Source organism: Streptomyces sp. NPDC101110 (genome assembly GCF_044759525.1).
In the GTDB taxonomy this organism is placed as follows: domain Bacteria; phylum Actinomycetota; class Actinomycetes; order Streptomycetales; family Streptomycetaceae; genus Streptomyces.
This window is the reverse complement of the sequence record NZ_JBIVZM010000002.1, coordinates 340181-359759: the sequence shown is the minus strand read 5'-3', so window position 1 is coordinate 359759 and position 19579 is coordinate 340181. Positions and strand designations below refer to the sequence as shown.

Here is a 19579-nt window from a genome sequence, read left to right as displayed (position 1 = left end):
GGCTCCCTCCCCGCGGCGCCCGGGCGACCGTGGTGTGCGCCGTCAGGGTGTCGCGGTAACCCGTGTGCACGCCCCGGATGGTGGGACGGCCCGGAGCGACTGACGGTGGTTCACGTCGAGACCGGGTCTCGTGAGCTGGCGAGGCGTCAGCTGCCCGGTTCGCGACGGAAGGACTCACCGATGCGCTCTGCCCGCATGATGCTCGCGACGGCCACCGCCACGGCCGCCCTCGCGATCGCCGCACCCGCCGCCTACGCCGACGCCATGGGCGACGGGGAACACGACTCGACCTCTTACAGCAAGGAGCACCACAAGGACGGCGACCACCACAAGCCCCACGGCGGGATGCACACGGGCGGTGGAGCGCTGGCCGCGGTGACCGCGGACGACTGGAGCTCCGAGCACGACAAGGGCGACAAGGGCGAAGAGGGCAAGCACGAGGAGCACGGCAAGGAGAACGGCAAGGAGCACGGCAAGGAGGACGGGCAGGAGAAGGGCTGGGAGGGCAAGCACGACAAGCCGCACGGCGGGATGCACACCGGTGGCGGAGCACTGGCCTCGGTGAACTCGGACGACTGGGAGGGCTCCAAGTACGACCCGGAGTCCTACAAGGACGGCGGGGAAGGCTGGGGCGGCAAGCAGGAAGAGGGCGGATCCAGCAAGCACGACAAGGGCGACAAGCACGGCAAGGGCTCCTGGGAGGGCAAGCACGACAAGCCGCGCGGCGGCATGCACACCGGTGGCGGCGGGCTGGCCTCCGCGCCGGGCGTGACCGCCGGCGGGCTGGCAGCCCTGGCGGTGGCCGGCACCGGCATGTACGCGCTGCGCCGCCGGAAGGCCACGCAGGGCGCCGCATGACCGGCCCGACCTCATAGCCGCCGTGGCCGCCGCACGTGCCCCGCACGTCGCGGCGGCCCGGCTCGTCCACCCGTGTGCCGTACTCGCTGCCGTGCCCGAATGAGGTGGTTCTTGATGGCAGCCCCTCCTTCCACCCTGTCCGACCTCGGCCCCGCACCGTCCAGACGGCGCTTCCGCGCATTCGTGACGGTGATCTGGGCGGTGGCCGCCCTCGTGCTGACCGTGAACCTGTTCGGCGGCGGTGAATCGCCCGACGATGCCGGCCCGCCGCACGCGCCGCCCGCCGTGGCCGCCTCCTCGGCCGCCCCGGTCCTGCCCGACACGCCCACGTCCGCGGCGCCGGCCCGATCCCAGGGCCTGCACCTGCCGCCGTCCCGGCCGGTCCGTCTGCTCATCCCCAAGATCTCGGTCGACGCGCCCTTCACCGACCTCGCCATCAACGCGTCGGGCCAGCTGGAGCCCCCACCGCCGAACAACACCAACCTCGTCGGCTGGTACGCCAAGGGCCACACCCCCGGAGAGGCCGGCACCGCGATCATCGCCGGGCACGTGGACACCACGACCTCCCCGGCCGTGTTCGCCGGGCTCGGCGAGCTGAAGAAGGGCGACCGGTTCCAGGTGGTACGGGCCGACGGCAGCAAGGCGACCTTCGCCGTGGACGCCGCCCAGTCGTTCGCCAAGAACGCCTTCCCCAGCGACCGCGTGTACGGCGACACACCCCAGGCCCAGGTCAGGCTCATCACGTGCTCGGGCTCCTACGACCGCCAGGCCCGGGACTACACCGAGAACCTCGTCGTCTTCGCCCACCTCGTCTGACTTCCGGGCACCGGCCTGACTTGGTGTTTTACAGTGGCTGTCACCAGTTCAGGCGACTGTGGGACCTGTGAGGGATTCGCGAACCATGACGACCGAAACGTTTGAGTTCCAGGTAGAGGCGCGTCAGCTGCTCCAGCTGATGATCCACTCGGTCTACTCGAACAAGGATGTCTTCCTGCGGGAGCTCGTCTCCAACGCCTCCGACGCGCTCGACAAGCTGCGTCTGGAGAAGCTGCGGGACGACTCCCTCGACGCCGATGTCTCGGACCTGCACATCGAGCTCGACGTCGACAAGGAGGCCCGCACCCTCACGGTGCGGGACAACGGCATCGGCATGTCGTACGACGAGGTCGGACGGCTCATCGGCACCATCGCCAACTCGGGTACGGCCACCTTCCTCAAGGAGCTGGAGGAGGCCAAGGACGGCGCCGGGGCCGAGGGGCTCATCGGCCAGTTCGGTGTCGGCTTCTACTCCGGCTTCATGGCGGCGGACGAGGTGACGCTGGTGACCCGGCGGGCCGGTGAGCGCCAGGGAACCCGCTGGACGTCGCGCGGCGAGGCCACGTACACCCTGGAGCGGGTCGACGACGCGCCGCAGGGCACGTCCGTCACGCTCCACCTCAAGCCCGCCGACCCCGAGAACCAGCTGCACGACTACACCTCGGAGTGGAAGATCCGGGAGATCGTCAAGCGCTACTCGGACTTCATCACCTGGCCGATCCGGATGGTCCCGGAGGTGAAGGACGGCGATGACACGCCCGAGCCCGAGACGCTGAACTCGATGAAGGCCCTGTGGGCGCGCTCGCGCGACGAGGTGTCCGACGACGAGTACCACGAGCTGTACAAGCACATCAGCCACGACTGGCGCGAGCCGCTGGAGACCATCCGGCTCCAGGCCGAGGGCACCTTCGAGTACCAGGCCCTGCTCTTCGTCCCCTCGCACGCCCCGCACGACCTGTTCACGCGGGACTTCAAGCGCGGCGTCCAGCTGTACGTGAAGCGCGTGTTCATCATGGACGACTGCGAGGCGCTGCTGCCTCCGTACCTCCGCTTCGTCAAGGGCGTCGTCGACGCGCAGGACCTCTCGCTCAACGTCTCCCGCGAGATCCTCCAGCAGGACCGGCACATCCGCATGATGCAGCGCCGGCTGACCAAGAAGGTGCTCTCCACGGTCAAGGAGCTCATGACCAAGGACGCCGACCGCTACGCCACGTTCTGGCGGGAGTTCGGCACCGCCCTGAAGGAGGGCCTGGTCACAGACTCCGAGAACCGTGACGCCATCCTCGCCGTCTCCTCGTTCGCGACCACGCGCTCCGACGACGAGCCGACCACGCTGGCGCGTTATGTGGAGCGGATGAAGGACGGCCAGGACGACATCTGGTTCATCACGGGCGAGTCCCGGCAGAGCGTCGAGAACTCCCCGCACATGGAGGCGTTCCGGGACAAGGGCATCGAGGTCCTGCTGCTCACCGACGCCGTCGACGAGGTGTGGGTCGACGCCGTCGGCGAGTACGAGGGCAAGAAGCTGCGGTCCGTCACCAAGGGCGAGATCGACCTCGACGCCGAGGGCGCGGAGAAGGCCGGCGAGGAGCGGGAGAAGCAGGCCGAGGAGTACGCCGGGCTGCTCGGCTGGATGAAGGAGCGGCTGGAGGAGGACATCAAGGAGGTCCGTCTCTCCACGCGGCTCACCGTCTCCCCGGCCTGCATCGTCTCCGACGCGCACGACCTGACCCCGGCACTGGAGAACATGTACCGGGCCATGGGGCAGGAGGTGCCGCGCACCAAGCGGATCCTGGAGCTCAATCCGGGCCACCCGCTGGTGAAGGGGCTGCACCAGGCGTACCGGGCGAGCGAGGACCGTTCGGAGCTCGCCGAGTCCGCGGAGCTGCTGCACACGTTGGCGGTGCTGGCGGAGGGCGGCCAGCCCAAGGATCCGGCGCGCTTCGTCAGGCTCGTGGCGGACCGTCTGGAGCGCACGCTGTAGTCAGGGTCGGATCAGGGGTGGTCCGGGGTGCCCGCGGGCCGGGCGCCGGGCGGGGTCGTGCCGGTGCCCGGCGGGACGATCTCGCCCTGGACCACCCGCGGCGCGGGGGCCGTTCCGGCCTCCTCGTCCTTGGCGGCGCGGGCCTCCGCCTTGAGGATGCGGGCCGCCTTGCCGGCCGAGCGGGTCAGCTCGGGGAGCTTCTTCATCCCGATGACGGCTATGACGACGATGAGAATGATCGCGAGCTCGCTCAGTCCGAACATGGTGTCCTGTCCTCTCTGGCCCGGGCCGGGCACGGCGTGAGCGTATCGGGCGGGGAGCACGGCGTGATCGCCATCTCGGGATGCGATCCCAGGTGCCCGCGCAGGTGGGGCAGCATCCCCCGGTCGAGCAGCTCCTGCCGCCAGACCAGCCGGGCGTGCTCCACCTGGTCGGAGGCCGGGGGCGCACCGCGTCGACGCAAGCCCGTGTACAGCAGCCCGGCCAGGGCGGCGAGGCCGGTCAGGGCCGCCACGAGGGCCAGGGTCCAGCCGGCCGCGACGAGCGATCCGGGCAGGGGGCCGAGCGCATGGGCGACGTGCAGCAGGCCGCCGGTCAGGAGCAGCGCCGCCGCCGAGGTGCCGGCCACGAGCGGGGTGAGCACCGCGAGGGCCGGCAGCAGTTCGCCCGCGCCGTACGGGCGCCGCGCCTCGTGCCGGGCGGCCCTGCGCACGGCGAGATACGAACGGTAGGGCTGCTCGGCCGCCGTCGCGATGGCGTCGGCGTGGGCGAGTGCGTGGGCGCGCAGGTGTGCCGCCGCCCGGCCGGCCGGGTCGCTGCCCAGGGCGTCGCGGACGTCCGCGGTGCCCAGCGCGTGGTGCAGGACGGCTTCGAAGTCGGCCCGGTCTTCCGGACGGAGGCGGGACGCGTCGGCCACAGGGGTCTCCCGGTCGGTTGCTGATGAGGCGCCGGGCCCGGCGGCACGCGGTCGGGCCCGGCGTGGTCGGTCCGTGTCAGACGTTGACGCCGAAGTCGGAGGCGATGCCGGCCAGACCCGAGGCGTAGCCCTGGCCGACCGCCCGGAACTTCCACTCGGCGCCGTGCCGGTACAGCTCGCCGAACACCATCGCCGTCTCGGTGGAGGCGTCCTCGGACAGGTCGTAGCGGGCGATCTCCTGGCCGCCCGCCCGGTTGACCACCCGGATGAAGGCGTTGCGGACCTGGCCGAAGCTCTGGCCGCGGCTCTCGGCGTCGTGGATCGAGACGGGGAAGACGATTTTGTCGATGTCCGCGGGCACGGCGGCGAGGTCCACCTTGACGGACTCGTCGTCGCCCTCGCCCTCGCCGGTGAGGTTGTCGCCGGTGTGCTCGACGGAACCGTCCGGGCTCTTGAGGTTGTTGTAGAAGACGAAGTGCCCGTCGGAGGGGACCTTGCCGGATGCGTCGAGGAGCAGGGCGGAGGCGTCGAGGTCGTAGTCGACGCCGGTCGTCGTGCGCACGTCCCAGCCCAGTCCGACCAGGACGGCGGTCAGACCCGGCGCCTCCTTGCTGAGTGAGACGTTGCCGCCCTTGGACAGGGAAACTCCCACGGGGTACTCCTTCTTGAGCGTTCGGCGTGTACGGCGTGGATGCCATTCTGGAATCTACAACACTGTAGAAGTAGGCGGGGCGGGGTGGGCGGTCTATACGATGTCCGCGAGGACGACGCAGGGCGGCGGGAGGCAGGGCGGTGACGGATCCCGGGCAGCGTGCCCGACGGGGGCAGGGCGAGCTGGAGGCGCTGGTGCTGTCGGTGCTGCGGGAGGCGGACGGCCCGGCCACGGCGGGGTGGGTGCAGCAACGCCTCGGTGATGACCTCGCGTACACGACGGTGATCACGATCCTCACCCGGCTGCTGGGCAAGGGCGCGGTCACCCGGGAGCGGGTCGGGCGGTCCTTCGCGTGGACACCCGCCTCCGACCAGGCGGGCCTGGCCGCCCGCAAGATGCGCAAGGTACTGGACGCCGAGAGCGACCGCGGGGCCGTGCTGGCCAGCTTCGTCACCGGCCTCGGCCCGGACGAGGAGCAGCTGCTGCGCGACCTGCTGGATCAGGCCCAGGGCGAAGGGGAAGACTGAGGACGCATGGGGGTCTTCGTCTTCCTTCCGCTCATCCTGCCGCTCACGGCCTGGCCGGTGGCCCGCCTCGCCGAGCAGCACCTGCATCCGCGCACCGCGACCCGGCTGCTGACGGTGTTCGCCGTGGTACTGGCGTTGTGCAGCACGGTGTGCCTGGCACTGGTGATGGTGGTCGGCACGGCCCAACTGCCCGGCAACCCGCTGCCGGACGGCTGGTCCGACCCCGAGGTGCGGGCGGCGGTGCCGTACGACGAGGTCGTGGGCAAGGCCGCGATTCCAGCGCTGTGCGCCGTGGTCGTCACCTGCGTCCGGACGGTGCGGCGGTACGGGCGGGTACGCCGTCGGGCGCATCTGGCCCTCGCCGGGCTGCGCGGGACGGAGGTGGCGGTACTGCCCGACGCCGTGCCCTACGCGTACGCGCTGCCGCCCGGGGGCTGGTCGACTCGCGGTGCCGGGCGGGGCCGAGTCGTGGTGACCACGGCCCTGCTGGACCGGCTGCGGCCGGCCGAGCGGCGGGCACTGTTCGCGCACGAGCGGGCGCACCTCGCCGCACGCCACGACCGCTTCCTGCTCGCCGTGCAGCTGGCGGCCCGCGCCAACCCGTTCCTGTGGCCGCTGCGCTCCGCCGTGGCGTACACGGCGGAGCGGTGGGCGGACGAGGAGGCGGCCCGGACGATCGGCAGCCGCCGCACGGTGGCGCGGGCGATCGGCACGGCCGCGCTCGTCTCGCGGGGCACCCCGCTGCCCACGCTCGCGGGACTCGCCGCTCCCGGACCGGTACCGCGCCGGGTCGCGGCGCTCCTGGGCCCGGCCCCCGCCGTGCACGACTGGCCGCCGGTGTGCACGGCGGTCGGCCTGGCCGCGTGGGGCGCGGCGGCGGGAACCGCCGTCTCGGCCATGTCCTCCGCGAACGCCGCCGTGACGATGGTCCTCATCCTCCACGCGGCGACACCCCTCTGACCACCGAGCCCGACCGCCGACAGCGCCGCCGACGGTGCACGCCCTCGAGCGTGGCCGAGGCGCCCTCGTAGGAGAGCGCTCATCCGGCTGGTCCAGGAGGAGCCGTGAGGCGTTGTGCTCACGCGCGGACGGCGTTGCGTTCCCGTGCCCGTGCGTGCGCGTCCCGGCGGAACGCCCACGCCATGTCGGGCTCCGTCACCCAGCGGAACAGCCGCCGCACGGGCGGGGTGCACAGGACGGTCACGAGCACCGCGGCGGCGACCGTCACGACGATCTCGCCCAGCGGCCGGTGCACCCACGTGGGCTCGTACCAGCCCCAGAACTTGGAGCCCTGCGCGACGAAGCCGTGCAGCAGGTAGCCGCAGAGCGTGCCCGCGCCCAGCACGGTGAACCAGGTGCGGCGGCCCGGCACCCAGGCGAGGAAACAGGCCACCAGGACCAGCGAGCAGCCGAACGTCACCAGCGTCATGACCGGCCCGTACCAGGAGGGCGCGGCCAGTTCCTCGGCGCTGTCGCGGTGGTAGAACCAGGCGGCGCTCATCCGCGGCACCGCCCAGTAGGCCACGGCGAGCGCACCGGCGAAGACCGGCACGGCGAGGAGCCGCGCCGCACGGCGCCGCACCAGCCGGAAATGCTCGGGGCGCAGCAGCAGACCGACGACGAAGTACGGCAGGAACTGCAGCGTGCGCTGCACATCGAGGTCGTTGCCGATGGACGGCGAGAGCGTCGCCAGCATCGCGACGACCAGCGCGGCCGGCAGCGGCCACCGCACGCGCTGCCAGATCGGTGTGGTCAGCCGCCAGATGAACAGGGCGATCAGGAACCAGGTCAGATAGAGGGGATCCAGCAGGCTCACCGGCCGGTCCGGTTCCTGGTCCGTCCACCGGGTGAACAGGGTGTACGCCGTCTCGAAGACGACGTACGGCACGACCAGCCCGGTGACCAGGCGCTTGATCCGGCCGGGGCTCGCGTCGAAGGACCGCGAGAAGTAACCGGAGATCACGATGAAGGCCGGCATGTGGAACGCGTACACGACCATGTAGAGCGCCGAGGCGGCCCGGCTGCCGTCCCGCAGCGGCTCCCAGGAGTGCCCGATCGCCACCAGCACGATCGCGAGGTATTTCGCGTTGTCGAAGAACGCGTCCCGCCGGGCGGCCGGTTCGCCGGCGGGCTGCGCCTGACGCTCCGTCCCGTCGGCCGGGACAGCGCGGATGCGCAGGGTGTCCTCGCTCACCACGCCTCCCGCCCGGCCGGCGGGGAACCCGGACGGGTGCGTACGCGTCTTGCCGGAGATACGGCGATGAGGTGCCGGTGCGACATTCCCGCCGCCTGACCGAAGCGGAGCGAGGTAAACCGCTTTTCGCGGCGCTGTAACGCGGATCACACGGACGGTGGTGCCGCCGGGCCCGAGGCGCGGCGGCACCGTCGCACGGGGGCCGGTCAGCTCACGGCACACTCGGCGCCGTTCAGGGTGAAGGCCGCCGGACTGGGGTTCGCGGCCGAGCGGGTGGCCGTGAAGCCGAGGGTGACCGAGCCCGACGCGGGGATCGCCGCGGTGTACGGGGCGGCCGCCACGCTCACCGCGGAGCCGCTCTGGGTCGCCGCGCCGCCCCACAGGTTGGTGATGCGCTGGCTGTCCGGGAAGGTCCAGCGCAGCGTCCAGCCGTTGATCGCCGCCGTGCCCGTGTTGCGCAGGACGATCTCGCCCTGGAAGCCGCCGGGCCAGCTGCCCGTCACCTGGTATCCGATCCCGCAGTTCGCCGGCGAGCCGCCGGGCGAGGTCGTGACCGTCACCGTGGCCGAGCGGGGCAAGCGGTTGCCGGCGGCGTCGCGGGCGTAGACGGCGAAGACGTGGGAGGTGGCGGGGGACAGGCCCGTGAGGGTGGCGGTCGTCCTCGTGGTGCTGGTGACGGCCGTCTCGGAGCCGCCGCTGATGCGCACGACGTCGTAGCCGCTGACGCCGGCCGCATCCGTGGCGGCGGCCCAGGAGAGGGTGGCGGAGGAGGAGGTCACGCCGGAGGCGGTCGGGGTGCCGGGGGCCGTCGGGTGTCGCCCCCGCCGGAGCCGTAGATCGCGGCCTCCTCGGCGGTGGCGGCGATGCCGTTCGCGCCGTTGAAGAGGCGCTGTCCCCAGGAGGTCGGCTGGTTCGGGTCGAAGTTCGTCACCATGTCCAGGTACTCGACTCCGCCGCCGTTGCCGCTCCACGACCAGCCGAGGTAACCGAGGCGGAGCTGCCGGGTGACGGCCAGGATGGTGTCCTCGTCGGGGTTGCCAGCCATCGTTGTCATTGACGCGTCAAGAGGTGTGGAGGTGAGAGGGTGAGTCCGAGGCCGGAAACGATCAGCGACGATCTCTCGGAGGCAGCAGTGGACCTGGAGCGTGGCGCCCTGACGGGACTGCGGATCGCGGACTTCTCCCGGGTCCTCGCCGGGCCGTACGCGACCATGCTCCTCGCCGACCTCGGCGCCGACGTGGTGAAGGTCGAGCGCCCCGGGTCGGGCGACGAGACCCGGCAGTGGCGTCCGCCCGCCGACGAACAGGGCACCTCCACCTACTTCCTCGGCGTCAACCGCAACAAGCGCTCGGTCACCCTGGACCTGTCGGACGAGGCCGACCGGGAACGGGCCCGGGCCCTCGTCGCCGAGTCGGACGTGCTCGTGGAGAACTTCCGGCCCGGCACGATGGCCAGGCTCGGCCTCGGCCACGACGACCTGAAGGAACGGCACCCGGGCCTGGTCTACTGCTCCATCAGCGGCTTCGGTCCCGGCGGTGGCGCCGCGATCCCCGGCTACGACCTCCTCGTCCAGGCGGTCGGCGGTCTGATGAGCGTCACCGGGCAGCCGGACGGGGAACCGACCAAGGCCGGTGTGGCCCTCGTCGACGTGATCACCGGACTGCACGCGGCGCTGGGCATCATGGCGGCCCTGCGGCACCGGGACGCCACCGGCGAGGGGCAGCGCGTCGAGGTCAACCTGCTGAGCTCCCTGCTGTCGGCCATGGTCAACCAGACCTCGGCGTACGCCGTCGCGGGCGTCGTCCCCGGCCGGATGGGCAACGCGCACCCGAGCATCGCCCCGTACGAGACCTTCCCCACCGCCGACCGTCCGCTGGCCCTCGCCGTCGGCAACGACGGGCAGTTCGCTGCCCTGGCGGGGGTGCTCGGCCGCCCGGACCTCGCCGGTGACCCCCGGTTCCGCACGAACCCGCAACGGGTGGCTCACCGCGCCGAGTTGCGCGAGGTGTTGGGTGAACGGCTGCGTACGGCGGGTGCCGACCACTGGTCGGGCGTGCTCGCGGCGGCCGGGGTGCCCGCCGGTCCCGTGAACACCGTCGACGAGGCGTTCGCCTTCGCCGAAAGGCTCGGATTGCCCGGTGTGGTCACGGTGCCCGGGGCGGGCGGCGGCGCGGGGTCCCGGCAGGTGGCCTGCCCGATCACCCTGAGCACGTCACCGGCACGGCACCGGCTGGCGCCGCCGGAGCTCGGTGAGCACACCGCCGAGGTCTTCGGCGGCTCCGACTGCTGAGCCCCGGACGGTGACGGGCCGTCGGTGCAGCGTGAGGAGCTGAATCCGAACCGCCTGCTCCCGTCCTGACGCGAAGGAGCCGGGCCGTCGGCGAAGACGGCGACCCGCACGCGCGAGGTTCAGGAACGCGCGTACGGGTCGCCGCGACCGGCGAGGCGGAGATCCGCTTCCCGTACGGCACCCCGGTACCGGAGTGCCGCAGGGCCGGACGTCAGGCCTCGGCGCTGCCGCGCGTCACCACCTTCCGCAGCAGCGGCCACACCAGCAGCAGCACGATCACCGCGTACACGGTCACCGCGAACGGCGTGTTGACCAGACCCGTCACACTGCCGTCGCTGATCTGCAGGGCGCGCCGCACCTGCTGTTCGGCGTTGGGGCCGAGGATGACGCCGATCACGGCCGGCAGCACGGGCAGCCCGTAGCGGCGCATACCGAAACCGATCAGACCGATGATCAGCAGGATCACCAGGTCGATCACCTCACCGCCGACGGCGTACGCGCCGACCGCCGCGAAGAACATGATCCCCGCGTACAGGTACGGCCGCGGGATGCGCAGCAGCTTGGCCCACACCGGCGCCAGCGGAAGGTTCAGCGCGAGCAGCAGCACCATGCCGACGAACAGCGAGGCGATCAGGCCCCACACCAGGTCGGGCTCACGCTCGAAGAGCAGCGGACCCGGCTGGATGCCGTACTGCTGGAAGGCGGCCAGCATCACGGCAGCCACCGCCGTGGTCGGCAGACCCAGGGTCAGCATCGACACCAGGGTGCCCGCCGCCGAGGCCGACGCCGCCGACTCCGGGCCGGCGACACCCTCGATGGCGCCCTTGCCCCACTCGTCCTTGTGCTTCGACAGGCGCTTCTCCGTCACGTACGACAGGAAGGTGGGGATCTCCGCGCCGCCGGCCGGGATCGCGCCGAACGGGAAGCCGATGAACGGGCCGCGCAGCCACGACTTCCAGGTCCGGTTCACATCCCCCCGCCCCAGCCAGGGACGTCCCACCGGGATGGGCTCGGGCGGCCTGCGCCGCAGGTGCGCGGCGACCCACAGCGCCTCACCGATCGCGAAGAGACCGACCGCGACGATCACCACGTCGATACCGTCGGCCAGTTGCAGCGAACCGAAGGTGAGACGCTGCTGACCGGTCATCTGGTCCAGGCCCACCAGGCCCAGGGTGAGACCGATCAGCAGGGAGGCGAGGCCCCGGATGCGGGACGAGCCCAGCACCGAGGTCACGGCGATGAACGCCAGCACCATGATGGCGAAGTAGTCCGGCGCGCCGATGTCCACGGCGAGTTTCGCGACCGTCGGTGCGAGCGCCACCAGCAGCAGCGTGCCGACTATGCCGCCCGCGAAGTGCCCGATCGCCGCTGCCGCCAGGGCCTGCGCGCCGCGTCCCGACTTGGCCATGGGGTTGCCCTCCATGGCCGCCACCACCGCCGCGCTCTCACCCGGTGTGTTGAGCAGGATGGAGGTGGTCGAGCCGCCGAACATCGCGCCGTAGTAGATACCGGCGAACATGATGAACGCGCCGATCGGGTCGAGCCCGTACGTCACCGGCAGCAGCAGCGCCACCGCCATCGCCGGGCCGATCCCCGGCAGCACGCCGATCGCCGTGCCGAGCAGGACGCCGATCGCGGCCCACAGCAGGTTGATCGGAGTCAGGGCCGTGCCGAAGCCGTCCAGAAGGGAGTTGAGGGCGTTCATGTCACAGCACTCCCATCAGCGGACCGCCGGGCAGGGGCACTCCGAGCAGGTTGTTGAAGACGGTGTAGGTGACGAGGGACAGCCCCGCGGCGATGAGCGGATCGCGGTCGGTCCGGCGGCTGCCCAGTGCGAACGCCGCGCCCCAGAACAGCAGCGCGCCCGCGACGGGGAACCCGAGCGGCTCGATCAGCACGGCCGCACCGAGGAACACCCCGGCGAGCAGCAGCACCGTGCGCCAGTCGGCGGGCTCGGACAGGTCGATGTCCTCACCGCCCTCGGCCTGGCCCCGGCCGCCGCGCAGGACGTCCACGGCGAGCAGGGCGGCGATCACCAGCAGTCCGGCGCCGACCACGACAGGCACCGTCTTCGGGCCGACCGGGCCGCGCTGCGCGATGTCGACGTCCATGGTGAGCGCGTCGGTCAGGACGAGCACGCCCAGTGCCAGCAGCAGTGCGCACACGCCGAGTTCGGAGTGCTCGCGCAGCCACGAGCGCCGTTCGCCGCCGGTCTCGGCGGTGGGTATGTCGGTCTGCGTCGTCACAGCCCCAGCTCCTTCAGCACCGAAACCACGCGCTTGTCCTCGGCGTCGAGGAACGCGCCGAACCTCTCACCGGTGAGGAAGGCGTCCTCCCAGCCGTTCTGCTCCATGGACGTGCGCCACTCGTCGGAGTCGTGGAGCTCCTCGACCAGCTTCACCAGCTTGTCGCGCTCCCCGTCGTTCAGCCCGGGAGGGGCGACGATGCCGCGCCAGTTGGTGAAGTTCACGGCGTAGCCCGCCTCCTTCAGCGTGGGCGCGTCCAGGCCCTTGGCGCGTTCCGGGCCGGTAACCGCGAGGAGGCGCAGCTCGCCCGCCTTGATCTGGTCCTGGTACTCGCCGACCCCGGAGACGCCGAAGGCGACCTTGTTGCCGAGGATCGAGGCGAGCAGTTCACCACCGCCGTCGAAGGGGATGTAGTTGACCTGCTTCGGCGGGATTCCGGCGGCCCGCGCCATCAGCATCGGCGCGAGGTGGTCGGGCCCGCCGGGTGAGGAGCCGCCGCCCACGGGGAGTTTGCCCGGGTTCTCCTTCCAGGCGCCGATCAGGTCGTCGATCGTCTTGTACGGCGAGTCCTTGGCCACGACCACCACGTCCTGCTCCTCGGTGAGCCGGGCGATCGGCGTGGTGTCCCCGAGGGTCTTCGGCGCGTCGTTGGAACGGACCGCGCCCACGACTCCGAGCCCCATGGACATGGCGAGCTTGCCGTTGCCGTGCTCGCTCACCAGCCGGCTCAAGCCCACCGTGCCGCCGGCACCGGGCAGGTTGAACACCTCGATGTTGTGGGTCAGTCCGGCGTCCTCGGCGTTCTTCGCGGCCGTCCGGGCCGTGATGTCGTAGCCGCCGCCGGGCGTGTTGGGGACCATGAAACGCAGGCCAGGGATCTGGGTGCCGGTCTCGGAGCCGCTGCCGGTGGTCAGCAGCGGTGGCCCGACGAGCACGAGCACGGCGGCCCCGAGCAGGGCGAGGGGGGTGCGCAGGCGCACGAGTGCCACCACCTGTCGGTACGTCGATGCGGGTAGGGAAAAGCCCTGTGGGGGAGGGTGACGTGGGCCACATGGTGCCCGGGCTCCGGTGGGCTGTCTCCCTTGCGGAAGCAACGGAGGTTTTGGTCTTTGCGGTCGCCGGAAGGGTCGCCGGGTGCGAGCCGAACGCACGAGGGGCCCCGGCACATGTGCCGGGGCCCCCTCGCTCAGCGGTCACTGATCCGTGTGGACCTCCGGGGCGGCCCGCACGGCCGATTCCAGGGCGCCCTCGATCCACGCCGGTTCGACGGACGTGTGGTCCCCGGCGAAGTGCAGCGGCCCCGGGCGTCGCCCCTAAGGAGCGAATCAGGGGAAAACCCTGACGTCGCAGCGGGGTTCGCCCCCTATCGCGTGCCCGGCGAACCCGAAGGAATGAATGCGTGGCGAACCGCGTCCGCCGCCGCGCATCAGCCTCCACACTGCGACTGCGTATCCACAACCGTGATCTCCGGCCGTGCCGGCCGGCCCACCGCGTACGCGGCGCCGGGCAGCCGCACGAGAACCCGGGACGACGAAGGGGGAAGGGTGGCGCAGCGGCGCACCGTTTGGGGTGACCGGGTCCGATACTGGTTCGACAGCACGCTGGCTCGCGGTGCCTCCGCCCTGGTCGGCTGGATGGCGCTGCTGTGTCTGGCCGTCGTCGTCCCGGTCAGCGCGCTCGTGGTGTGGACCGATCCGCACGCACCGCGGTCCCTGCCGGACCGGCTGGCGCAGGTATGGCGCCTCACGGGGGAGACCCTGCGGCTGGGCGGGACGACCGGCACGCCGCTGCGCGTGACCATGTCGGTGCTGCTCGCCCTGGTCGCGCTGCTGTACGTCTCGACGCTGGTCGGCCTGATCACGACGGCGCTGACGGAGCGTCTCACCGCGTTGCGGCGCGGCCGGTCCACCGTGCTCGAACAAGGGCACGTCGTGGTCCTGGGCTGGTCGGAGCAGGTGTTCACCGTCGTGGGCGAATTGTTGGCCGCCAACGCCAACCAGCGGCGCGCGGCGGTGGCGGTGCTGGCCGACCGTGACAAGACGACGATGGAGGAGGCACTCGGCACGAAGGTGGGCCCCGTCGGCCGGACACGGCTGATCTGCCGCAGCGGACCCACCACCGATCCGGCCGTGCTCACCCTGACCAGTCCGGCGACGGCCGGTGTCGTGCTGGTCCTGCCCCGCGACGAGCCCGACGCCGATGCCGAGGTCGTCAAGACGCTGCTGGCGCTGCGGGCGGCCCTCGCCGGGGTGACGCACCGGCCGCCCGTCGTCGTCGCCGTCCGGGACGACCGCTACCGGCTGGCCGCCGGTCTCGCGGCCGGCCCGGGCGGTGTCGTCCTGGAGAGCGACTCCGTCACGGCCCGGCTGATCGTCCAGGCCGCCCGCCGCCCCGGGCTCTCCCTCGTCCACCAGGAGCTCCTCGACTTCGCCGGCGACGAGTTCTACCTGGTCGGCGGAGAGTCCCTGACGGGCCGCCCGTTCGGCGACGCGCTGCTGTCCTATCCGACGTCCAGCGTCGTCGGCCTGGTGCGCGGCGGCACCCCGCTGCTCAACCCGCCCCCGCACACGACCATCGACGCGGACGATCTGCTCATCGTCATCTCCCGCGACGACGACACGGCCTGGCCCGGGGAGTGCGGGCAGTGGGTCGATAAAGCGGCGATGGCCTCCGGCCCCGAGGCGCCCGCGCAACCGGAGCGGATCCTGCTGCTCGGCTGGAACCGCCGGGCGCCGCTCATGGTCGAGCAGTTGCGCCGCCGCGCCCGGCCCGGGTCGGTCGTCGACGTGGTGACGGACGGAGGTGCAGCGACGGTCCGGCAGGTGCGCGCTTGCGGCGCCTCCCAGGGCACCGGCCCGGCCCTCACCCTCCACCGGGGGGACGTCACACGCCCCGAGACCCTCCGACGTCTGGATGTGCACTCCTACGACAGCGTGATCGTCGTGGGGGAGGACCCCGCGTCCGGGCAGTCCCCGGACGAACCCGACAACCGCACGCTCGTCACCCTGCTGTTGCTACGAGAACTGCAGGAACTCTCCGGGCGGGAACTGCCCGTCGTCACCGAGCTGGTGGACGACCGCAACCGGGCGCTGGCACCCCTCGGGCCCGGAGCCGACGTGATCATCAGCGGAAAGCTCATCGGCCTGCTCATGGCACAGATCTCCCAGAACCGGCACCTCGCGGCGGTCTTCGAGGAGCTGTTCTCCGCCGACGGCGCCGGCATCCGCCTGCGGCCGGCCGGCGACTACGTGCTGCCCGGGTGCGAGACGGCCTTCGCCACCGTCGTGGCCGCGGCACGAGGACGCGGCGAATGCGCCATCGGCTACCGCAGTCACGACGACGTCTCCACGCATCCGGGTTACGGCGTGCGGGTCAACCCGCCCAAGTCCGAGCGCCGCCACTGGACGGCCGCCGACGAGGTGATCGTCGTGGGGACGGACTGAGCCAGGCCGGTGCATGCACCAGGGGCGCATGCACCGGACCCGGGATACTGATGTGTGCTTGGACTCCTGCCGGGTCGGTCAGTCCTCGAACGCGATCAGGACGCCGTTCTCCGCGGGTGCGAACACGCGGCCTCCTGCGGTGGCGATGCCGGGGTTGACCCAGCCGCGCCAGTCGTTCTCCGCGGGCACGTACTCCGTCGGGTGCGGCTCGGTCCACAGCCGGTAGGACCAGACGACGGCGCCGGTCCGCTCGTCGAGGACCACCAGCTTGCCGTTGCCGTCCCGGACGTAGACGTAGCCCCCGGCGACCAGACGTACCGTGGCCGCCTGACGCGGACTGCTGTAGCTCCAGGCCGTCTTGTACGTCGTCGTGCTGATCGCCTTCACGACACCCCGGTACGCCACGTACACCCGGCCCGGGCCGAACGCGGGGGTGGCGTCGGCGGGGAAGGAACGCAGAACGGCACCGGTGCTCTGGTCGTACGCCACGGTCCGCTCGTCGTCGAGGTCGTCGCTTCGCAGCCACAGCGCCCCCGCTCCGCGCGCGATCGGGTTGCCGCCGAGCTCGGTCCGGTCGGGCACGTCGTAGCGGCGCATCTCCCGGCCGGTGTGCCGGTCCAGGAGCTGGTACGAGGAGTTGTCGAAGCCGAACCACACCCCGAGGTCGTCGACCACCACGGGTGACCATCCCCAGTCGACGAGCGGAGCCCGCCACAGCTCGGCTCCGTCACTCGGGCGCAGCGCCAGCGCCGTGCCCCGGCCGTCCTGGGTGTAGAGGGTGCCGTCGTACCACGTCGGCGGGTACTCGCAGGAGCCCGAGCCGATGCTGCGGGTCCACCGCTGCTTGCCCGTCGCCGGGTCCCAGGCGGTGACGACCCCCCTGCCGGTCTGGGTGTAGAGGAGGCCGCCGCCGTGGGCCAGGGTGGCCTTCGGGTCGTTGTCGGCGATCAGCCGCTGAGGCCAGAGGCGCTTTCCGGTGGCCGCGTCCAGACCGACGAGTTCCATGCGCGGGCCGTCGGACTCCTCCTCCTCGGCCGCGTTCACCACCACGAAGACCTTCCCGCCGACCGCGACCGGCGCGGAGACCGCCGAGCCCAGGTCGACGGACCAGGCCTTGGTGAACGGCGGGGCCGCCGTGGCTCCGCGGACGAAACTGTCCTGACGGGCATTGGCGCGGTACCCCAGTGTGGCGTTCGCCGGTTCGGTGCTCGCTTTCACTTTCGCCTTCGCCTTCACCTTCGCAGCCGCGGCCGCCGCCGCGGGTGCGGGCGCCGGGGCGGCCGCACCGCCCGGGCCCGCGCCGACGGCCAGGACCGCCAGCGCCGTCGCCACCACGCAGCTCGATCTCGCCCGGGCACGCCTCACGGTGCTGCCCATGGGAACCCCCCTCGGGTCGAATGAAGTGGGCCGGGTACACCGGCCGCCGCTCCGAATACCCCCCGGGGGCTGAACAACTCCTGTGCGTCCAGGGGCACTTCGGACCCCGTTCCGTTACTGCTCCCCCGCCCGGTCACATGTTCTCCCCGTCCGGCCAAAGCGATCCAAGTTCCCGTGATTCTTGTGAAGAAACACGGGAATTCGGCTGAGTGTTCGTCCGCGGACAGGGCAACAGGAGGATCGGAGGTTGATAACTATGGTTCCCCTGCTTCTTGTCCTGCTGCTGGCCCTGGTTCTTTTCGGTGCGGGTTTCGCGCTGAAGGCCCTGTGGTGGATCGCGGTGATCGTGCTGGTGCTCTGGCTGCTGGGCTTCGTGCTGCGCAGCGCGGACAGCGGTGGCCGTAGGGGCCGCTGGTATCGCTGGTAGACCGGTGGAGGCCCTGCGGTGAGCAGAACATCAGGAATGGGGTAAATGAAAGTGACCCGATTCTCTCCTGGGAAAGGCGTTCCATTTCCATGGCCGACACAAAAGACGTCGTAGAACTCATTCTTCAGGACCACCGGCGCATGGAGGATCTCTTCCGCCGCATGCGGAGCGTCGAGGACGACCGTGCGGGTGCCCTGAGGGAGTTCGCGGACCTGCTGATCGCGCACGCGCAGGCAGAGGAGGCCGAGGTCTACCCGGCACTCAAGCGGTACAAGAACATCGACGACGAAGAGGTCGAGCACGGCGAGCACGAGCACGACGAGGGCAACGAGGCCCTCCTGGGGCTCCTCGAGGTCGAGGAAGTCGGCTCCGAGGAGTGGGACTCGAAGCTCGAGGAGCTGGTCGAGGCCGTCAATCACCACGCCGACGAGGAGGAACGCACCATCCTCAACGGTGCCCGGGAGAACGTGGCGATGGAGCGGCGCGAGGAGCTCGGCCTGGCGTTCGTGCGGGAGCGTGAGCGACAGCTGAAGGCCGGGTGCGGTTCCCTGGAGAACGTACGCAAGATCGTCGAGTCCTGACTCGGCCAGGCCGGCCCCGGTGGTCGCCGCCCATGTGCGGTGACCACCGGGGCCGGTCGCTGTCGCGGTCCCGACACGAACTAGGGGGCGCCCTCACCTGCGCGGAGGGCGGTGCGGATGCCGAAGGTGACCACCACGATCAGGCACAGGGCGACGACGGCCTCGGCCCAGAAGAACGCGAACCAGTCCATCACGCAGCCGATCGGCGGAGTGCCGGGGGCGGTGTTGCGGAACGCCGCGAGAGCGAACAGCGTGGCCGCCATCCAGGCGAGGGCGGGCCAGACCAGGCCCTGTCTGCGGGTCGTCAGGTACCAGGCTCCGAGGAGCACGGACGACGCCAGCGCCCACATCGCGACCATCATGAAGACCGCGAAGGTGAGCAGGCTGCCCGACCGGGACAGCTTCAGCGCCACGGCGGCCTCCTGCCCGGAGGGCGGGGGTCTCACCGCGACCGAGAAGAGCGTGTCGGCGTTGGAGAACAGCATCCGCACCGGCACCGGTTCGCCGCCCAGCACGGCCCAGAACTCGATGTCGGTGTCGTAGGTGTCGAACGGGTAGTCGCTGATCGAGCCATCCGTGATCGCGACCCGCACGTCCTTGGGTGCGAGCCGTTCGTGCGCCTCGAACGCCAGGTCGCTGAGCGTCGCCGCGGACGTCTGCAGGCTCAGATCCCCCACGGGGGCCGTCCCGCCCTGCTCACCGAGAGTTCCGCGCGGGCTGACCCGGACGCGCAGGACGAGCTCTCCGGCCGCGGCGTCGACGCTCTGGACGGTGGCCTCCACGTCCACCCGGTCGGCGGCTCGGGATCCGGCCGTGTGCACCGTGTCCTTCGCCTGCCGCTCGCTGTACTGCAGCCACGACCCCACGGACACCGCCACCAGGATCAGCACCGCGAGCGGGATCAGGACCAGCAGGATGGACGGCCCGGTACGCGGTGGGCGGGAAGAGCGCGGGGGCGCGGCCATGGCGGCTCCGATGCGGTGGGCGGGGCGACGGGCTCGTCCCGCCCGACGGGGAGTCACCCTCCGATCACAGGCAGCCACTGTAAGTGTTGTGTGAGGTGACTTCACGGAGGCGGCGGCTCAAGGGCTGTGGCGCTGCCGCTGCTGTGGCACGCAGCACGAACTCCTTCGCGCGGGCGCGTTCCCGTTCCGGCGCACCCGAGTCGAACTTCGCCAGGTCGAACCCGACGGCACCGCGCCCCACGACGTTCTGGTCCTGCAGGATCAGCGGCGTCACGAGGCGGAAGTCCGAGGGACGCATGGGAC

19 protein-coding genes and 2 pseudogenes are annotated in these 19579 nt (G+C 71.5%); 9 read left to right on the top strand and 12 right to left on the bottom strand.

Annotated features, from left to right (window positions below; all coding sequences use genetic code 11):
• The first annotated feature begins 180 nt into the window (after positions 1-180).
• The 3 genes from ACIQU3_RS05030 (at position 181) to htpG (ending at position 3658) form a co-directional block, all read left to right on the top strand.
• Positions 181-858, top strand: a complete 678-nt coding sequence (locus ACIQU3_RS05030; protein WP_403727525.1) for a hypothetical protein — start codon at positions 181-183, stop codon at positions 856-858.
• Between the two features lie 114 nt (positions 859-972).
• Positions 973-1674 carry a class F sortase gene (locus ACIQU3_RS05025; RefSeq protein WP_403727527.1) on the top strand — a complete coding sequence of 234 codons (702 nt, stop codon included), beginning with the start codon at positions 973-975 and terminating at the stop codon, positions 1672-1674.
• Positions 1675-1759: 85 nt separating this feature from the next.
• A complete protein-coding gene (htpG, locus tag ACIQU3_RS05020) occupies positions 1760-3658 on the top strand; it encodes a molecular chaperone HtpG (RefSeq protein ID WP_403727529.1) in 1899 nt (632 codons plus the stop codon).
• A gap of 11 nt (positions 3659-3669) precedes the next feature.
• On the opposite strand, the gene ACIQU3_RS05015 is transcribed toward htpG, so the two are convergent.
• The 3 genes from ACIQU3_RS05015 to ACIQU3_RS05005 all read right to left on the bottom strand — a co-directional run bounded on the left by ACIQU3_RS05015 (position 3670) and on the right by ACIQU3_RS05005 (position 5226).
• The gene (locus ACIQU3_RS05015; RefSeq protein WP_403727531.1) at positions 3670-3921 is read right to left on the bottom strand and encodes a twin-arginine translocase TatA/TatE family subunit; all 252 of its coding nucleotides are present in this window, start codon (positions 3919-3921) and stop codon (positions 3670-3672) included.
• The gene (locus tag ACIQU3_RS05010; protein WP_403727533.1) at positions 3909-4574 is read right to left on the bottom strand and encodes a hypothetical protein; all 666 of its coding nucleotides are present in this window, start codon (positions 4572-4574) and stop codon (positions 3909-3911) included. Before ACIQU3_RS05010 ends, ACIQU3_RS05015 begins: the two co-directional genes overlap by 13 nt.
• A 76-nt stretch (positions 4575-4650) precedes the next feature.
• Positions 4651-5226, bottom strand: coding sequence for a TerD family protein (locus ACIQU3_RS05005; RefSeq protein WP_403727535.1), 576 nt, complete (start codon positions 5224-5226; stop codon positions 4651-4653).
• A 140-nt stretch (positions 5227-5366) separates the two neighbouring features.
• Between ACIQU3_RS05005 and ACIQU3_RS05000 the strand changes: the two genes are divergently transcribed.
• Together ACIQU3_RS05000 and ACIQU3_RS04995 are read left to right on the top strand one after the other, a co-directional pair.
• Positions 5367-5753: a BlaI/MecI/CopY family transcriptional regulator gene (locus ACIQU3_RS05000; protein WP_403727537.1), complete on the top strand. Its 387-nt coding sequence runs from the start codon at positions 5367-5369 to the stop codon at positions 5751-5753.
• Positions 5754-5759: 6 nt separating this feature from the next.
• Positions 5760-6713, top strand: a complete 954-nt coding sequence (locus tag ACIQU3_RS04995) for a M56 family metallopeptidase (protein ID WP_403727539.1) — start codon at positions 5760-5762, stop codon at positions 6711-6713.
• Positions 6714-6831: 118 nt separating this feature from the next.
• On the opposite strand, the gene ACIQU3_RS04990 is transcribed toward ACIQU3_RS04995, so the two are convergent.
• On the bottom strand, positions 6832-7926 hold the full coding sequence (locus tag ACIQU3_RS04990; RefSeq protein ID WP_403728260.1) for an acyltransferase family protein: 1095 nt from the start codon (positions 7924-7926) through the stop codon (positions 6832-6834).
• Positions 7927-8153: 227 nt separating this feature from the next.
• Positions 8154-8986, bottom strand: a pseudogene (locus tag ACIQU3_RS04985) (cellulose binding domain-containing protein); the annotation flags it as partial.
• A 99-nt stretch (positions 8987-9085) separates the two neighbouring features.
• On the opposite strand from ACIQU3_RS04985, the gene ACIQU3_RS04980 reads away from it, so the two are divergent.
• On the top strand, positions 9086-10237 hold the full coding sequence (locus ACIQU3_RS04980; protein WP_403923561.1) for a CaiB/BaiF CoA transferase family protein: 1152 nt from the start codon (positions 9086-9088) through the stop codon (positions 10235-10237).
• Positions 10238-10448: 211 nt separating this feature from the next.
• Here the strand turns inward: ACIQU3_RS04980 and ACIQU3_RS04975 are convergent, their stop codons facing one another.
• From ACIQU3_RS04975 to ACIQU3_RS04960, 4 genes and pseudogenes are all read right to left on the bottom strand, one after another.
• Positions 10449-11942, bottom strand: a complete 1494-nt coding sequence (locus ACIQU3_RS04975) for a tripartite tricarboxylate transporter permease (RefSeq protein WP_403727541.1) — start codon at positions 11940-11942, stop codon at positions 10449-10451.
• A 1-nt stretch (position 11943) separates the two neighbouring features.
• Entirely contained in the window at positions 11944-12483 is a 540-nt protein-coding gene (locus ACIQU3_RS04970; protein ID WP_403727544.1) for a tripartite tricarboxylate transporter TctB family protein, read from the bottom strand.
• Positions 12480-13463 carry a Bug family tripartite tricarboxylate transporter substrate binding protein gene (locus ACIQU3_RS04965; RefSeq protein ID WP_403728264.1) on the bottom strand — a complete coding sequence of 328 codons (984 nt, stop codon included), beginning with the start codon at positions 13461-13463 and terminating at the stop codon, positions 12480-12482. The genes ACIQU3_RS04970 and ACIQU3_RS04965 overlap by 4 nt, the downstream gene beginning before the upstream one ends.
• Positions 13464-13676: 213 nt before the next feature.
• Positions 13677-13784, bottom strand: a pseudogene (locus tag ACIQU3_RS04960) (FAD-dependent oxidoreductase); the annotation flags it as partial.
• A gap of 243 nt (positions 13785-14027) precedes the next feature.
• On the opposite strand from ACIQU3_RS04960, the gene ACIQU3_RS04955 reads away from it, so the two are divergent.
• Entirely contained in the window at positions 14028-15926 is a 1899-nt protein-coding gene (locus ACIQU3_RS04955; RefSeq protein ID WP_403923376.1) for an NAD-binding lipoprotein, read from the top strand.
• A gap of 78 nt (positions 15927-16004) precedes the next feature.
• Here the strand turns inward: ACIQU3_RS04955 and ACIQU3_RS04950 are convergent, their stop codons facing one another.
• Positions 16005-17303, bottom strand: a complete 1299-nt coding sequence (locus ACIQU3_RS04950) for a PQQ-binding-like beta-propeller repeat protein (RefSeq protein ID WP_403923374.1) — start codon at positions 17301-17303, stop codon at positions 16005-16007.
• A 256-nt stretch (positions 17304-17559) separates the two neighbouring features.
• Here ACIQU3_RS04950 and ACIQU3_RS04945 point away from each other — a divergent pair, with 256 nt between their 5' ends.
• Together ACIQU3_RS04945 and ACIQU3_RS04940 are read left to right on the top strand one after the other, a co-directional pair.
• A complete protein-coding gene (locus tag ACIQU3_RS04945; protein ID WP_031139394.1) occupies positions 17560-17730 on the top strand; it encodes a DUF5670 family protein in 171 nt (56 codons plus the stop codon).
• Between the two features lie 89 nt (positions 17731-17819).
• The gene (locus ACIQU3_RS04940) at positions 17820-18311 is read left to right on the top strand and encodes a hemerythrin domain-containing protein (RefSeq protein ID WP_403923372.1); all 492 of its coding nucleotides are present in this window, start codon (positions 17820-17822) and stop codon (positions 18309-18311) included.
• Positions 18312-18391: 80 nt separating this feature from the next.
• On the opposite strand, the gene ACIQU3_RS04935 is transcribed toward ACIQU3_RS04940, so the two are convergent.
• Both ACIQU3_RS04935 and ACIQU3_RS04930 read right to left on the bottom strand, forming a co-directional pair.
• Positions 18392-19276, bottom strand: coding sequence for a DUF4436 family protein (locus ACIQU3_RS04935; RefSeq protein ID WP_403727555.1), 885 nt, complete (start codon positions 19274-19276; stop codon positions 18392-18394).
• A 64-nt stretch (positions 19277-19340) separates the two neighbouring features.
• The gene (locus ACIQU3_RS04930) at positions 19341-19574 is read right to left on the bottom strand and encodes a hypothetical protein (protein WP_403923370.1); all 234 of its coding nucleotides are present in this window, start codon (positions 19572-19574) and stop codon (positions 19341-19343) included.
• Between the last annotated feature and the right edge of the window lie 5 nt (positions 19575-19579).